The sequence below is a fragment of the Burkholderia sp. SCN-KJ genome (assembly GCF_024656005.1).
Lineage (GTDB): Bacteria > Pseudomonadota > Gammaproteobacteria > Burkholderiales > Burkholderiaceae > Burkholderia.
Map to the genome: position 1 here is coordinate 108,283 of NZ_JANKOG010000020.1, position 14,826 is coordinate 123,108.

Annotated in this window: 16 protein-coding genes; 13 read left to right on the forward strand and 3 right to left on the reverse strand. The window is 62.1% G+C overall.

Annotated elements, in window-relative coordinates; all coding sequences use genetic code 11:
* The first annotated feature begins 10 nt into the window (after positions 1 to 10).
* The 10 genes from NQV17_RS28035 (at position 11) to NQV17_RS28080 (ending at position 9,515) form a co-directional block, all read left to right on the forward strand.
* Positions 11 to 223 carry a hypothetical protein gene (locus NQV17_RS28035; protein WP_257774756.1) on the forward strand — a complete coding sequence of 71 codons (213 nt, stop codon included), beginning with the start codon at positions 11 to 13 and terminating at the stop codon, positions 221 to 223.
* A 10-nt stretch (positions 224 to 233) separates the two neighbouring features.
* Entirely contained in the window at positions 234 to 977 is a 744-nt protein-coding gene (locus NQV17_RS28040; protein WP_257774757.1) for a DUF4141 domain-containing protein, read from the forward strand.
* Positions 974 to 1,984 carry a type IV secretion system protein gene (locus NQV17_RS28045; protein WP_257774758.1) on the forward strand — a complete coding sequence of 337 codons (1,011 nt, stop codon included), beginning with the start codon at positions 974 to 976 and terminating at the stop codon, positions 1,982 to 1,984. The genes NQV17_RS28040 and NQV17_RS28045 overlap by 4 nt, the downstream gene beginning before the upstream one ends.
* Positions 1,984 to 3,330 (forward strand): TraI domain-containing protein, encoded by a 1,347-nt coding sequence (locus NQV17_RS28050; protein WP_257774759.1) that lies wholly within the window; start codon positions 1,984 to 1,986, stop codon positions 3,328 to 3,330. Before NQV17_RS28045 ends, NQV17_RS28050 begins: the two co-directional genes overlap by 1 nt.
* Positions 3,327 to 5,195 carry a conjugative transfer system coupling protein TraD gene (traD, locus tag NQV17_RS28055; RefSeq protein WP_257774760.1) on the forward strand — a complete coding sequence of 623 codons (1,869 nt, stop codon included), beginning with the start codon at positions 3,327 to 3,329 and terminating at the stop codon, positions 5,193 to 5,195. Before NQV17_RS28050 ends, traD begins: the two co-directional genes overlap by 4 nt.
* 10 nt (positions 5,196 to 5,205) lie before the next feature.
* Positions 5,206 to 5,724, forward strand: a complete 519-nt coding sequence (locus NQV17_RS28060) for a hypothetical protein (RefSeq protein WP_257774761.1) — start codon at positions 5,206 to 5,208, stop codon at positions 5,722 to 5,724.
* Positions 5,678 to 5,941 (forward strand): hypothetical protein, encoded by a 264-nt coding sequence (locus NQV17_RS28065; RefSeq protein WP_257774762.1) that lies wholly within the window; start codon positions 5,678 to 5,680, stop codon positions 5,939 to 5,941. Before NQV17_RS28060 ends, NQV17_RS28065 begins: the two co-directional genes overlap by 47 nt.
* On the forward strand, positions 5,931 to 6,536 hold the full coding sequence (locus tag NQV17_RS28070; RefSeq protein WP_257774763.1) for a DUF4400 domain-containing protein: 606 nt from the start codon (positions 5,931 to 5,933) through the stop codon (positions 6,534 to 6,536). Before NQV17_RS28065 ends, NQV17_RS28070 begins: the two co-directional genes overlap by 11 nt.
* A gap of 346 nt (positions 6,537 to 6,882) precedes the next feature.
* Positions 6,883 to 7,776, forward strand: a complete 894-nt coding sequence (locus tag NQV17_RS28075; RefSeq protein ID WP_257774764.1) for an ATPase — start codon at positions 6,883 to 6,885, stop codon at positions 7,774 to 7,776.
* 17 nt (positions 7,777 to 7,793) lie between these two features.
* Positions 7,794 to 9,515 carry an ATP-dependent helicase gene (locus NQV17_RS28080; protein WP_257774765.1) on the forward strand — a complete coding sequence of 574 codons (1,722 nt, stop codon included), beginning with the start codon at positions 7,794 to 7,796 and terminating at the stop codon, positions 9,513 to 9,515.
* Positions 9,516 to 9,636: 121 nt separating this feature from the next.
* On the opposite strand, the gene NQV17_RS28085 is transcribed toward NQV17_RS28080, so the two are convergent.
* The 3 genes from NQV17_RS28085 to NQV17_RS28095 form a co-directional block, all read right to left on the reverse strand.
* Positions 9,637 to 10,044: a hypothetical protein gene (locus NQV17_RS28085; RefSeq protein WP_257774766.1), complete on the reverse strand. Its 408-nt coding sequence runs from the start codon at positions 10,042 to 10,044 to the stop codon at positions 9,637 to 9,639.
* Positions 10,041 to 10,448, reverse strand: a complete 408-nt coding sequence (locus tag NQV17_RS28090) for a polymer-forming cytoskeletal protein (protein ID WP_257774767.1) — start codon at positions 10,446 to 10,448, stop codon at positions 10,041 to 10,043. The genes NQV17_RS28085 and NQV17_RS28090 overlap by 4 nt, the downstream gene beginning before the upstream one ends.
* A gap of 944 nt (positions 10,449 to 11,392) precedes the next feature.
* A complete protein-coding gene (locus NQV17_RS28095; protein ID WP_124902149.1) occupies positions 11,393 to 12,001 on the reverse strand; it encodes a DUF1845 domain-containing protein in 609 nt (202 codons plus the stop codon).
* Positions 12,002 to 12,617: 616 nt separating this feature from the next.
* On the opposite strand from NQV17_RS28095, the gene NQV17_RS28100 reads away from it, so the two are divergent.
* The 3 genes from NQV17_RS28100 (at position 12,618) to NQV17_RS28110 (ending at position 14,809) form a co-directional block, all read left to right on the forward strand.
* Positions 12,618 to 12,884 (forward strand): hypothetical protein, encoded by a 267-nt coding sequence (locus NQV17_RS28100; RefSeq protein ID WP_043292977.1) that lies wholly within the window; start codon positions 12,618 to 12,620, stop codon positions 12,882 to 12,884.
* Entirely contained in the window at positions 12,881 to 14,155 is a 1,275-nt protein-coding gene (locus NQV17_RS28105; RefSeq protein WP_257774768.1) for a hypothetical protein, read from the forward strand. The genes NQV17_RS28100 and NQV17_RS28105 overlap by 4 nt, the downstream gene beginning before the upstream one ends.
* Positions 14,156 to 14,323: 168 nt before the next feature.
* Positions 14,324 to 14,809 (forward strand): NADAR family protein, encoded by a 486-nt coding sequence (locus NQV17_RS28110; RefSeq protein ID WP_257774769.1) that lies wholly within the window; start codon positions 14,324 to 14,326, stop codon positions 14,807 to 14,809.
* The last annotated feature ends 17 nt before the right edge of the window (positions 14,810 to 14,826 follow it).

Consider the following 14,826-nt stretch of genomic DNA (forward strand, 5'->3'; position numbering starts at 1 on the left):
CAGGAACCCGATGAAGCTCAATTTGAGCTCTACCCGGCAGTCGTTGTACCGCGACCTCTTCGCGCTCACGGCAGACGAAATCAACAACATCGCCATCGGGACGCCCGTCCGCGTGCGACTGGTGGCGCCGCAGGCCGGCCAGCAGCCGTCACCCCGGGAAAAGCCGGAAGACGCACCCACGATGCCGTGCGCCGCTCGTACGGCGGTTCAATTCCTCGACTGAAAGGCCCACGATGAAACTCTTGCCGACCCTTCGCGCCGCGGCATTCGCGGCCTCGATGTTCGTTACCCAACATGCGTTCGCGCAGCTGACGGTGTTCGACCCGACGAACTTTGCGCAGAACGTGATCACGGCGGCTAAGGCTGTCAAGGGCGAGATATATCAGAACACCAACATCCTCTACCAGTACCAGATGATGGTGAATGACTTGCTGCAGGCGAAGAATCTGAATCCTGCTGCGTGGAAGGCTGCGTATGACCAGATCACCGGCGATATCAACAAGGTGAAGGGGCTGGTCGGCACGCTGCAGGGCCTCTACGGCGATCTCCAGAAGGGCGGTGAATGGGTCACCCAGGTCCAGGGACTGGTTACTCGCTCGGGCAAGTCGAATGCGCAGTGGTTCGCGGACCTGAACACGTTGGTCCAACAGAACGACAAGGTCGCGCGAAACCTGTTCCAGATGGGTTCGAACATCATGCAGCACACGAACGAAATGGCGCAGCGCCGACAGCAACTGCAGTCCGAGCTGGCGATGTCGCCGACTCAGCAGGCGACGGCCGAGATCACGACGCACTACCTCGATATTGTGACGAGCCAGAACGCGGACATCCTCCAGTTGAACGCGGCCAAGGCGCAGAAGGACGCGCAGAAGGATGCGCAGCAAGCAGAGGAGGACAAGGAAAAGGCGGGCGACGCGGAGAAATTCATCTCGAAGCAACAGGCCGAGCGGGCTGCGTACGGGATCGGGCAGCAATGAAGAAAAGCGTACTTCGCATGTGGCTCCGATGTGGGCTGCTCATTCTCGCGCTCGCGCTACCGACTGCGGCACGCGCGGGGCTAATGGACGGCTTGTCGCAGGCGATGTCGTCCGGCTGGAGCTCGAGCTATGTGAACGGGGAGGTCGCGAAGGGCGCCACTGCGGCGATCGAAGAGATTTCGAAAATCATGAAGAATCTGATCGATCTCGCGGTAGAGGTCAGCAAGACGCTCGACAACGAATCCAACAAGATGGCGTTTGGGTTGTCGGTGACGACGGTCGTGCTGGCGTCGCTCCGATTCGCGGCTACTAGAGATCCGATCGCGGCTTGGCAGAGCCTCTTCGAAGACCTCGCAATACTGGGCATCTTCGCGGCGGTCTATATCGCTTACGGCAGGTGGGCGCCCGGGTTCTACAAATGGTTCAACGACATGGCGATCGCAGTGTCAGGTACCGACGCCCAGTCATTGCCGATGGCCATGGTTAAGTCGGCTGGCGCGATCTACGACGCAGTCATCGAGGCGCTGAAGGCGGAGCACTGGTGGAACTATATTGCGCTGTTGATCAACCTTGCACCGCTGCTGTTCGCGTGGTTGTTCCTGATGATCGCGGCCTTGGTGTTTCTTTTCTATGTTTCGCTCGGCACGATCCAGATGGCCGTCGCGATCGTGATGGGAAAGATCGCGTTCGCGCTCGGCATGTCGGAGTTTACGCGGGGGTGGTTCAAGAGCTGGCTCGATTTCACGATCGGTGCAGGCATGTACATGGTCGTCGCGGCGATTCTTCAGCGCTTGATGACGACGACGCTTGCGACGTCGTTCGGCAACACGATCTCGAAGGGACTTACGACACCGTATTCCGGATCGCTGACCCTGGACCTGTCGATTTTCGTCCTGATCCTCGCATTCGAAATTCCGAAGTTCGCTTCGATGTTCGGTGGTGGCGCGAACGCAAGCGGCGCGGCATTCAAGAGCCTGACGAAACTCGCAACGAAGGGCGTGGTGTGATGACGGACGCACGTCTTTTCGAGCCAATTGACGCGGGGGAGCTGGTGACCCGCAATGAACGCCGAATCGACCTCATCGCGCAGTGTGCGAACGAGTCGTCACGTGCCGAGTTCGATCGAAAGTGGATGGTGCTGATCCGGCGCTGCGCAGACTGGTTTTCCTCCATACCCTTCAGCCCGGAGTTGTACCGTGAGCCAGCCGGCGCGTTCCGCTGGACGGTGGAAACGGCGTTCTATGCGATGCGGCTGGCCGGTGGGTTGAAGTTTGGAACCAACCTCTCGTCCGAGCGTCGCCGGCGGATCGAACCGCAATACAACTACGGCGTGTTTCTCGCAGCGATCTGCTCGGGCCTGGACGAACCGTACCGTCATTTCGACATAGAACGTGCGACGGACCGTCAGGTCTGGAATCCCTCCGTTCACGGTGCACTCGGGCCGTGGCTTGCCGGCGTGAGCTACCGTGTGGCGCGTCGCGCTACGCCACTTCCCGTCGAACGGATGAGGACCGGCATGCTGGCGCATGCGCTGGTCGGCACCGAGCTGCTCGGCGGACTCGATTCCGAAGTTCAGGCCGAGATGTTCGGCGCCATCAACCCGACGCGGAGCCCGATGGGTGTCGAGTCGCTGACCCACAAGGTCGTGCGGCAGGCAGTCGCGACGGCTGCGGATTTCGATCGGAAGGCGCAGCAGGCGGTCTTCGAGCCGGTGACGTTCGCTGTTCCCTCTGCTATCCATGTGGCGGCGGAACTGGAGCCGAAGGTCGAGGCGGCGTCGGCGGCGGCCACGCCAACGCCGGCACTGGCATCGGCACCGGCACCGGCACCGGCACAGCCAGCGACAGCCGATCTTGCGCCGGTGCCCGTTGCAGCCGGCGGTAGCGCACCGTCTGGTTCAGGATCGCTGCCGACTGCTGCCCCCGAAAGTACGACGACGGCGGTGACGCCAGCGGCGCCGGCTGCGCACACGGCCCCGAAGGGCCCGGATGCGCGGCAGATGGCGCTCGAGCTTCCGCCGCCGGCCGCCGCCGTTAATCCGGTCGAGATTCGTCGCGAGCCGGCCGCTGCCGCGCCAAGCGGCAACCACTTCGATGAGGTGCTGAAGGGTGCACCGCGCATGATCGTAGACTTCTTCTCGGCGCTGCAGCAGGACGTCGCGGCGGCGAAGGCGAAGGTGCGCTGGACCGACCAGGGACTCGTCCTGTCGAAGCGGACCATCGGCAGCTATGGCGTCGCGAGCGACACCCTGATCGAGCACATGCGCCGCCGAAGCTTGCTGCTCGCCAACGAGCCGTCGGAAGTCACGTTGGCGCCGCGCATCGGTGAGCTGATTCAGGAGCGTGGTGCATGAGGGGCTATATCAACCACTTTCGGCCGATCTACGAGGTCAGGGCCGCGTTTGGGTGGCTGGTTGCGCTGCTCGTTCTTCCGTTCTCGGGCATGCCGTACGGCTGGGCGTTCGCGCTTGTGGCGCTGGCATTGTGGACGTTCCGCTCGAGTCAAGTCTGGCGCGCGCTGAAATTCCGGATGGGGCTGTCGACGAAATGGCTGACGACACTTGCGGTGCCGGCTTTGCTGTCGATCCAGACGCGGATGAAGGCCGAGGCGGACGCGATGTTCCTCGGCACGGGCTTCGAATGGACACAGAAGCACTGCCAGATGGCCCACGACATCTTGCGGATGCCGACCACCGAGATCCCGGGTCTGCCTAGGTGGCTGCCGAAGACCCAGATAGGGCGTGCGTTCGAGGAGATGATCGAGAATCTGTTCGCACCAAAAGACAGTATCCGAGACCGGACGCCGCAGGGCGTGTCCTGGACACACGGGCTGGAGGCCAAAAAGGGGTACGTGCCGTTCCACTACAAGGCGATGGGCGGCCATACCGCTGTGGGCGGCACCACTGGCTCGGGTAAGACGAGGACGTACGAAGTCATCTCGACGCAGGTGATCCACTGCGGCGATGTGCTGATCGATATCGATCCGAAAAACGACAAGGAATGGAAGGCGCGTGTCGAGCGCGAGGCGAAGCGTACCGGCCGCAAGTTCCTATATTTCAATCAGGCAAAGCCATCCGAGTCCATTCGTCTCGAGCCGCTCGATAGTTGGTCGCAGCCGTCCGAGATTCCGAGCCGCATTGCGCAGCTGATGGAGGAAGGGCCATTTCGGGATTTTGCGTACTTGTTCATCAGCCGATCGGTGAACGGCGAACTGTACATCGGCGACAAGCCGAACCTGCGCTCGATCCTGAAGTACGCGCAGCTCGGGATCGACCCGCTCCTGGAGAAGGCCCTCAAGCGCTTCTTCATCGAGAGCGGACTGAGCAACTGGGAGGAGCTGGTAACAGCCGACACGGTCAAGTTCGCGAACAAGCCGGGCTCGACCAAGGTCGACGCGATGATCTCGCTTTACCAGGCTCGGTTCGGCGCAATCGACCGGGGGCACGAAGCGATCGACGGCCTGATCGCGACGCACGTGCACGACCGCGAGCACTACATGCGGATCATTGCGTCGGCACTGCCGCTGCTGCAGATGCTCGCCACGGGCGAAACCGGCCTGATGCTCGCGCCGAAGGTTGACGACTTCGAGGACGAACGTGAGATCTGGACGATCGAGAAGGTGATTCGCCAGAAGGCTGTCCTTCACATTGGCCTCGACTCGCTGTCCAACAGCATTGTCGCCAAGGCCATCGCGTCGATGATCCTGGCCGACGTCTCGGCGGTGTGTGGTTCGATCTACAACTTCTACGACACGCCCCCTAAGGTCGTGCTGATCATCGACGAGATTGCGGAGGCGATCAACGAGCAGGTGATCCAGATTTTGAACAAGGGCCGTGGCGCAGGCTTCAACGCGTTCGTGGCGTTCCAGACACGCGCTGACCTCGAAGCCAAGCTGGGGAATGCCGCAAAAATGCTGCAGGTTTTGGGGAACCTGAACAACCAGATCATCTTACGCTTGGAAGATACCGACACGGCTGAGTGGTTCTCGAAAAAGGTGGGGGATACCGCGATTCGAAACCTGATCGTCTCGAGCAGCACAAGCAAGGCGAGCGAAGGCCATGTCGGCGAGTTCACCGGATCGGTAACGCGGTCGCAGCAGCTGGAGGCAGTGCCGTTGATCCCGACTCGCCTGATCCAGAGCCTGCCGAACCTGCAGTACTTCATGCGGATTTCGGGCGGCGCGGTGTACCAGGGACGTATTCCAATTCTTACAGGCTAAACAACCAAGCATGTCTGCCGTATTCAAAAAAATCATTCGCGAGCACAAGCTCTCTGCCCACCTGACCCCGGTGTTCACCCTTGCTCCTGAGCTGGAGCTGGTGTGCACGCGTGTCGCGGAGTTCGTCGGTGAGCACTTCATCGGGAAGGCGGAGCCGCTCGTCAAGGAGATGTTCGTGGACGGCCTTGCTGCGTTCAAGCGCGTGCGAAAAACCGGCGATCCGCACGTCGCTTTCATGCAAGGGCTGTTCGGGTCAGCCCATATGCTGTACGCGCGGCGCTTTGTCGTGCGCGATGGCGAGCGCTGCCACGTCTGGTCGCCGATGTTCGAGCCGGTCACTGTATTCGAGTCGCGCCACAAACAAGCGCCAGAGATGGTTGACGAGCGGTGCCCGGAGAACATCAGCCAGCGATCGGCGGCGCTCCAGCTCGCGGCACGCGCGCTGACAGGGGAAACCTTCCGACTGTACTTCGAGGAATACGATGTCGCTCACGCATATTCTGATTCGGACACTGACGCGGGTCGATGACCACACCGTGCATCGCGCGATCACGACTGCTGCAGCGCAGGACGACTCGGCTGCTCGGCCGCCGCAGGAGTTCCAGCAAGGTCGTAACGCGATGGCGTACGCACTGGCCATGTTCATCGATCGCCAGCCGGCGCGATTCTATGTCGGCCTTGCCGGCTTGATCATCCTGCCGATCTATCTCATCGGCGGCCTCGTGGGAGAGCTGTATGGCCGGTAGCCGCTTTGTCGGTCACATCAAGATGTGGTTCTTCTTTGTGCCGCTGCTCTCGGTTGCGCTGATGCCGGCGCTGCCGGACCCGTCGTTGTTCGCGATTCCGGATGCCGAAGCGGAATCGGTTGCATCCAGCCTTGGAGAAGCCCGAACCGCGGATGTTGTCGACGCGACGAATCGTACTTTCAAGCGCTACTTTGTCGAGACGGGGCTGGTACATGCCTCCATGGAGTCTACGAACGATTCGCAGATCGAGGACGGTGGGGTGGCGAACTTCGCCAGTCGGTGGGTCCACAATTTCTGGCGGTTGGTATACCGGATGGTCTATCGGCTCACCGTGATGAAGTACTGGCTGCTCGGAGCGCTCGTGTTTGGCATCGCGATGTTCATCGACGGGACGGTCCGGCGCAAGGTTAGAGCTGCGGCGGCCGGCTACGTCAGTCCGCTGTCATTCCATCTCGCCGGTCATGGGATCTTGCTGGTATTCGGTGTGACATTCACGGTGTTGATCGCGCCGGTGCCGCTCCTTGCACCGTACTGGCTGGCGATCGCGGGATGTCTCGGCGCGTTGCTCGGGAAAGCGGCATCTTCATACCAGTAGCCCGGGAAAGCCCCAGCTTTTCGTATAGCTTTCTGCCGAAAGGCCCACAACCGGTTGCGCGCCGCGCACCGGGAAAAGGCAGACGAAATACCTGACGATTTGCACCGAACTGGGCGGCCCGGCCGCGCCACAATAAGTCAATGGTCTACGGTCCTCAGAAAGCTCGACTCCCCGTAGAGCTTTCAGCCTGGCCCCCTCCTTGTGAGGGGGCTTTTTTTCGTCCAGCGTTTCGCGGCGGCCGCGAAAGCCGCGCGAAATCGTTCACGTTTTGGACGTCCGTCGCAGCATAGGCCCGCAAGAATAGACGCAAGCCGCACGTGCGGTTAGTCAACCAGAAAGGATCCACATGAGCACGATCAACGAAGAAGCGCACGTCGGCACCGATACCGCGGACGTGGCACGTGGCCACGTGGCCGTACTCCCGCCGGCGGGCGACGAAGTATCAGCAGTCAAGGGTAGCTTGGTTGAGGGTGACGCCCGGCAGACGACTGACGGCGCGGACGATGGTGAAGTCGAGCGGGAACTCGACGAGATGGAGAATTCGGCCAACGTGTTGCAGCGCGAAGGGCTGATCAGCATCGATGAAGCGAAGCAGAAGCTCGAAGAGGTGGCGCGCACCCGTACGCTGTTTCGCGACCTGTCGCCCGCAGAGCGCGCGCGAATCATCCAGCGGCGTCGCGAGATCGGTCGCGAGCTGATGAACAAGCAACTGTCGGGAGCCGCGGTCGTGACCGCGCGGGTCACGATGAAACACACGCGCCTTCGGCCGCTGTTCGAGCAGTGGTGGCCGTACCTGAACCGGATGACGATCAACATGCAGCGATTCGGTCGCGCGACGTACGGCGCGAACGAGCAGGGGGTCGTCAGCACGTGGTTCGAGAAGCAGCTCGACCAGCTCGAAGCCTATGTGAACGAACAGCTCGACGTTGCGCAAGGCTTCCGCGAGAAGACCGAGAAGGAAATGCGCGATCGCGGCGAGACGGTATTCGCGCCGACCGTGACGAAACCGTCGCTCGATATCGAAGTCGAGGCATATTCGCGGTTCTCGATGCGCCTGCTCTCCGTGATCCTGAAGTTCGACCAGGTGATGGATCACTTCGATTTCCTCGTCTGGAACGGGATTCGTGACCAGTCCGACGTCGACGACGAGACCGCGCGCTTCCTGCGCAAGTTCCACCCGGTCGGCCTGCGCGGCTACACGACCCACCTGAAGCTGATGAACACCGTTCGCGGTAACTGATCGGGAAGACCGGTGCCATGCTCGACGAGTTGAATCCCCAACAGCGCGAGGTGGCACTTCTGCGCCGCCACTGCCTCGCGATCGCGTGCCCGGGCGCGGGCAAGACCAAGATGAGTGCGACGAAGGCCGCGTTCTTGCTGCAGGACCCGACGGCGGTGGTTGGCGCCGTCACCTTCAGCAAGGATGCGGCCGTCGAACTTCGCGAGCGCATTCTCGCCCTGGCGCCGCACGATGCTAAACGCCGGCTGATCGCCGGCACTTTCCACTCGCTCGCGTACAAGCAGCTGCAACGGCCCGGCCGCGGGCGGCCGGACATCGCATCGGAAGGCGATCGCCTCGGGATGCTTGGGCGCGTGCTTGCCGAGCTCGGGTATGACTGGAAGGTCGAAGAGGCTGTGCCGATCATCGAGCGGATCAAGACGAACTTCGGTAGAGCTGATGAGGGTTCGGCCGAGGCCACGCTCTACACCGCTTACCAGGACGCGCTCGAACGCAACGGCAAGATCGACTTCCAGGACATGTTGCGCCTCGCCGTCGAGCGGATGCAGAGCGAGGACATCAAGCCGTATCGGTTCACCGATCTGCTCGTCGACGAGTTCCAGGATACGGACCCGCTGCAGTTCCGGTGGGTCGAGCTGCACGCGCGCGCGGGCACGCACGTCACGGTCGTGGGCGACGACGACCAGAGCATCTACGGTTTCCGGGCCGCACTCGGCTTTCGCGGCATGGAGAGCTTTGCGAGCACGTTCGAGGCGCAACGCGTGGTGCTGGGTAGCAACTATCGCTGTCGCGCGGAGATCCTGGCGGCCGCCGACCGGGTGATCCAGAACAACGTCGATCGGATGCCGAAGATCCTGCATGCCGCGCGGGGCGCTGGCGGGGCGATCGCGGCGCGGCGGTTCGACGATGAGTATGGCGACGCAGTGGCCGCCGTCGAGGCGCTTCAACCGAGACTCGCTGCCGGCGCAAGCTGCGCGATCCTCGCGCGAACGAACCGGATCCTCGATCCGATCGAGGCTGTGTGCCGATCGCACGGCGTGCCGTACTACCGGGCATCGGGCGGATCGGTGCTCAACAAACCGCAGGCCGCGCTGATGTGCAACCTGCTGCAGGTGGTCGAAGGCCACAAGCAGAACGGCATCGACGCCGTCCTGGGCTACATGGGCATGAGCTCCTACGACCTCGGCGCGTTGCACAAGCGCATGGGCGCCGCCTTCGTCCAGATGCAAAAACAGGAGCTCGTCGGCCTCGGGCTGCGCGATGACACCGCGACGGCATATCGGGCCTTCATGAAGCGGCTGGGCGAGTGGCAGGTGCTCTGCCAGAGATTGTTCCACTCGCTCGCCTTGGAAGGCGTCTACGAATGGATGATGACGTATGCCAAGGGTGACGTCGCGATTCGGGCGATCCAGTGCATTTACGACATAGTGAGTCGCCTGACCGGCTCCTTTACCGAGCGTATCGAGTTCCTGAAGCGCGACAACAACAAGCCTGGCGACGGCGTCCTGGTGCTGACGACGATGCACAGCTCGAAGGGGCTCGAGTACGACCACGTGTGGATCAGCCGATCGGAGGAGGGCGTGGTGCCTGATGAAAAGAGCCCGGAATCGGAGGAGCGGCGCCTTTTCTACGTCGCGATGACGCGCGCTCGGGATAGCCTGACCATCTCGTCGATCAAGAAGAACCCCGTCTCGCGTTTTGTGATTGAGTCCGGGATCGAACAGAATTCGGCCGCATGAGGCGGCCGGACTGGGGCGATTTCAGACCTGTCACTCGCCCTTGTTTACCGATACGAGAATACGGCACAGAATCGCTGGTGTCGGCCGGGAGGGAGGTGCGTCGGTCGTGGTCGTGATGTGGCTACGAAACTCCTACCTTCTCACGTCTCGAGCGCCGGATCCGAACCGCCACCGAGAACGCGCTGCGATTGAGGTAAAGGGTTGTCACTGAACCGAGTTGAAGCACCACGGACGCCGGAGCGAGATCGATAACAAATCCATAGAAGTAGAGCAATGCCCATTCGATGAGATCCCATTGATCGAAACTGATCGGGAAAAAGTCCCATTGTCTGGTCCATACGCCGGTGACGGCTCGAACGCAAAAGTACGCTGCGGTTTGTATGACCCAGGCGATTTGCGAGCTCACGTCGTCTTGGAAGAAGGGCACGAGACTCCACAGGATGTATCCCGTGAAGATGATCACCGGGATCGTCCAAACACATGCGACAGTGATGTCAGTAACGCGATGAAGCCGACGGAGCGTCGTCATTGAGCGGCACCTCGGGATTCGAGACGCTCGGCTGCGGCCTCGCGATCGGTGGGTGAGTTTTCGATCACAAGTTCGCGAGATACGCGACGGAGTTGGCCATTGAGTGCGGCGTGCTGGCCGAGCCGGATCGTGCCGCAATAGAACACGTTCCCGAGCACACGGCCGTTGATTTCGAGCATGTCGCGAGCATGGACGTCGCCCTCCACGAGCCCATCGATCCGGACGATTTCGCCCTGAACCTTGCCCTTGACGATACCGCCGGCCCCGACGTGCAGCAGGCCCTCGGTGGAAATGATGTCGCCGTTTGCGAGGGCGAATACGCTCAGGCCATGGTCGAGGATCATGTTGCCTTCGACGACCAGGCCGGGCATGAGGACCGTCACGTTGTTCGGTTTCGCTTTCATGGCGTGCCTCTTTCAGAACAGTGGAACGTCGCCGGTCTTGGCGGGCGTCGAAGATTTCGGGGAGTGCTCGGTCTTCGTGGGTTCGTTATGCGGTGTGGATGCTGTCGCCTCGGTGGTAGCCGGCTCCTGGCGCGGCCGAACGGGTGCACGATGGAGCCTGCGCGGCGTGGGTTTCGGCTGCTCAGTCGGCTGCGCCGTCGGCGGTGCCGCGACGGGTGCTGACGTCGCTGCGGGCGGCGTCGGCGGGGGCGTTTGAACGGCTGTGACCTGTCGCTGGCTTGCGGCCGGATTCGAGGCCGCGCGCGCGGCTCGGATCTGCGACGTGGCGGCCCTTTCCAAATCGGTCACGGGCTCAGCGGCGCTAGCCGATGGCGCCGATCCGTCAGCGTCCCCGGTCCGCAGCGCTTGCACGTCGACGCGGGGCCGGTCGGCCGGCACGCCGGCGGTCGGCTCGGTAAAGTCCGCACTGGTGAGCGGCCGTTGGGAGCCGCGCGTCGTCGAAGCCGCTGAGGGCGCCGGCGGAGTGACCGGAGTTTGTGTGGTCGACCGCTCAACGTGTACGACCGCCTGCGGCGGATGGAGCGCGTGCCAGAGCTTCGCCGCGCTGACGCCCGTGAGTCCCGCCCCCGCTGCGACAGCAAGGACGATCGCGGCCGGCCGGCCGAGTTTTCGACCGGTAGAAGAGAGTCGAGCGGTGACGCGCTCGCGCGTCGATTCCTGTCGGTCAGGAGCAGGGAGCGCCCGGACGTGGCTGTTGATGTCGATGACGACCGGTTGCGACGAGTATTGGGCATGTAGCGCCTGGATCTCTCGAATGTCCAAGATTTCCTCCGTGGATGATCGGCATACCGCGACAGCGTTTGAAGGCGCGGCAGGCTCAAGACGAGCTTATTCACCGGATTTCAATGTCAAGCCGGTGGGGTCGTGCTGCAGGTGCTGTCGCGTCAGTCGCGTGCGGAGCCGTCGGCGTCGTATCGGTCGTTGTCCGGGATGCACACGGTTCTCACATGCAGGATCCGGCCCTCGGCGTTCTTGAGGATGTTGGCCCGGTCCTGCGGCGTGATCTTCTCCGCGAGCTGCGCCTCCATCGACGCGACGAACAGGCGGTCGTATTGAGTCAGGCACCTGACCAGCAGGCCGGCCAGCGGCCGCGTCACCTTCAATTCGATCTGTTCGTACGGGAAAGTGAGCGCGCGCGCGTTGTGCCGTTCGACCCACGCGGTGGCTTTCCGCATCCAGTCGGCGGTTTCCCGCAGGGCGGTCTGGACGGCCAGTACCTTGCCGCCGCGCGCAACGGCGATCTTGGCCGCGCAGAAGTTGTAGTCGCTACGGATGAACGTGCGTGCGAAGACGGAGCTGTAGTGCAGGATCGTGACCGCGTCGGAATCCGGCACGATCTTGTCGATACGGCTGTCGCTCGTCAGACGCTGGATTGGCTTCAATCCGGTCGACGTGGCGAGGCGCACCGGCGACTCGTCGGTGGGCGGGGTGTTTTGCGTGGGCGTGTCAGGTTGCCCGCGCCCTTCGTGCGGTGGTTCGAGAACGGCAGACATGATTTTTTCGGGTGGTCTCTCTCATCGATGATTCTGAGCGAGGCACTCGATGTGCGTACCGGCAAAAGCGAGCCTGTTTTCGTGAGCTTTTCGGGGATTGCGGGCGGAGATATTCGCGATACTGACTCTACTTCTCGCGTCCCTGACGCATCGACCTTGACTTCGCTGGCCGAAGTCCATCTTTTGTACAAGCCGTGCCTATGGGCATGTTCCGACTGGTTGGCAACCAGTGTGGAATTCCCTTCTGATGAGCGCCTCGCCCGTGCTCCCCATTTCAGTCATAAAACTCGTTGCTGGCCGCATTCATTTGCGCCGCGACGTCGTTCGACCCCGGACATCGGGTGTCTCTCTCCAGGCCTCTGTCTGGGTAGAACGACTGTAGTCGACTGAGCCGTGAACCTGCGTCGGAATGGCACTTCCGAAAATGGGCTGTAGCACAGCGTGACCATGCTGTGCGAGGACGACCTAACGTCCTCTCTATGAGCCGACCGGCTCCCTGAGCACCACGTCCCCGGAAGGGACGTGGTGCTTGGGTCATTTAACCGAATCCACGAAGCGCGTTCCTCTGCCGAGGAACGCGCTTTTTTTTCGTCTTTTTTCTGTCCCGGAGGTGCGTGTGCTTCCCAATCGTCTCAATTCCCGGATTGCCGACGTGATCAGTCAAACGATCGCCGAGGAAAGGTCGACCACCGACACGACGACACCCGCCTGGCGGGAGCGTTGCGAAGTGGCCCAGGTCGCGATGTTCACCGACTCCGACCGCCGGATTTTTCTGTCCAGTATCGCCAACCGCCGCGGAGAGGCGGCCGCCAACGCGCTCGAGCAATCGGCGGACGCGTTGCGCACCCAGGCGATCTTCCAACTTGCGAGGAAACCTTCATGAATGCAGTTGTCAGTTTGATCGGCGGCCCCGTACGGAGCGTCGTCGAAGAGCGGGCCATGCGCCCGCCCGTGATCGGGAAGATCCGGCCCGGCATCAAGGTCCTGACCTCGGCCGCTCGGGGCAATCCGGATGCGGTTGCGCTGTACGAAGAGATGGTGGCCGCCGGCGACTCGTTCGAGACGATCGGCAAAGCGATCGAATCCCGTTGTCGGCTCAAGCATGCGCTGGCGCCGCGCAACACCGATTACTTCACGTGCCGCCGCTCGGACTTCAACAATCCGGACGTCGCCGACGAGATTCTCCGGCTCTACGGTGAGGATCGAGGGCACGGCATCCGGCTCTACCGCTTCCCCGTGCTATTCGCCTTCAACGACTGGATGCAAAACATCCCGAATGAGATGGCGGCGTGGGGCTCGAGCGGTCGGAAGTACTTCTCGCAGTACGGACCCGATGGTCTGCGCTACTGCAAGACGTATGCGAAGGTCGAGCGCGATCCGCGGGCGCAGCGTGCGGCTCGCCATTTCGGCGGCCGCGACGTGATTTTCCGGCAGGATGATGCGATTCCCGATGGCATCTGCAACCCCGAGCAATGCCCACAGTACCAAAGCCGGCAATGCAACCTCGGTGCCCAGTTCATCTTCGCCATTCCCGATATCAAGGGACTGGGTTTGATTGAACTCCCGACGAACTCGATCTACGTCCTGCAGAAAGCATACGCGGCGATGAAGACGGTCCAGCTGGCTCGCGGCAAGCTGACGGGCACGAAGTTCTGGATCTCGAAGCGGGAATTCGACATCACGCGTATCAACGAGGCGGGCGACGCGGTGCGTCAGATGCAGATGCTGACCGTGCTCGATGCGGATATCGACATCGGTGCACTGCTCGACGGTGCCGAGGACGCCACGGCAGCGATCGAAGGCGCCGGGCAGCCCACAGTGCCCGACTCTGGCAGCACGGTGATTCAGCTTCACCCGCCGGAGGGAGAAAGTCCCGCCATGCGTGCTGATCAGGCTGTAGCCGGCGACGGTCCACCCGAATCGATGGACGAAAAGCGCCATCGCATGCAGGACCTGCTGCAGCGCCTTCGCTTCGTTGAGGAAGACCAGCGCAAGGCTTTTCGCATCTACGGCCACTTCCGATTCGGACGCGGCTGGGTGGAACGGCCCACCGACGTCGACAAGATGATCGCGAGGCTGACGACGGCGCTGGAGAACCCGACTTCACTTCAAAGTGAAATCGGAGCCGCGGTCGAGTCGTACCACGGCACGTAAATGACACCCCTTTCACCGGCCCTTTGGGGCCGGTGTCCTTTTCTACAGCGCGATCCGGAGAGCCCTTCAGCAAAGCAATTTGCTCAAGTGCGTTCGACCGCGTGTTCCACGCATCGAAATCGTCCGCGCAAGCGGCTATCTCTTTGACCCATCCCTCTGGAGGATCCCATGCGCCGGATCGGCAACATCACGGCGTTTTTCGGCGCCGCCGACGTGTTCAGTAATTGGCACCCGTGCAGTTTCACGTTCCACGAAGTCACCTTCAACTGTGGCGAACAATTCATGATGTACGCGAAGGCCATGCCGTTCGATGACCACGCAACAGCGGAAGCAATCCTGTCGTCGACATCGCCACGCGAGCAGAAGCGGCTTGGCCGTTCGGTACGCGGTTTCGACGAGGCTCGTTGGATTACGGCGCGCGAGAAGATCATGTTCGTCGGCTGTCGTGAGAAGTTTCGACAAAACGCGGCTCTCGCGAACGCGCTGCGCGCGACCGGGACGTCGGTCCTGGTTGAGGCGAGCCCGTATGACCGGATCTGGGGTGTAGGGCTCGGCGAACAGGATCCCCGCATCGCTGATCCGTCCGCCTGGCAGGGGTTGAACCTGCTCGGCAAGGCGCTCATGCACGTGCGGGACGCGCTTTCTCGGTCGTAACTTTCCTTTTTGCGCCG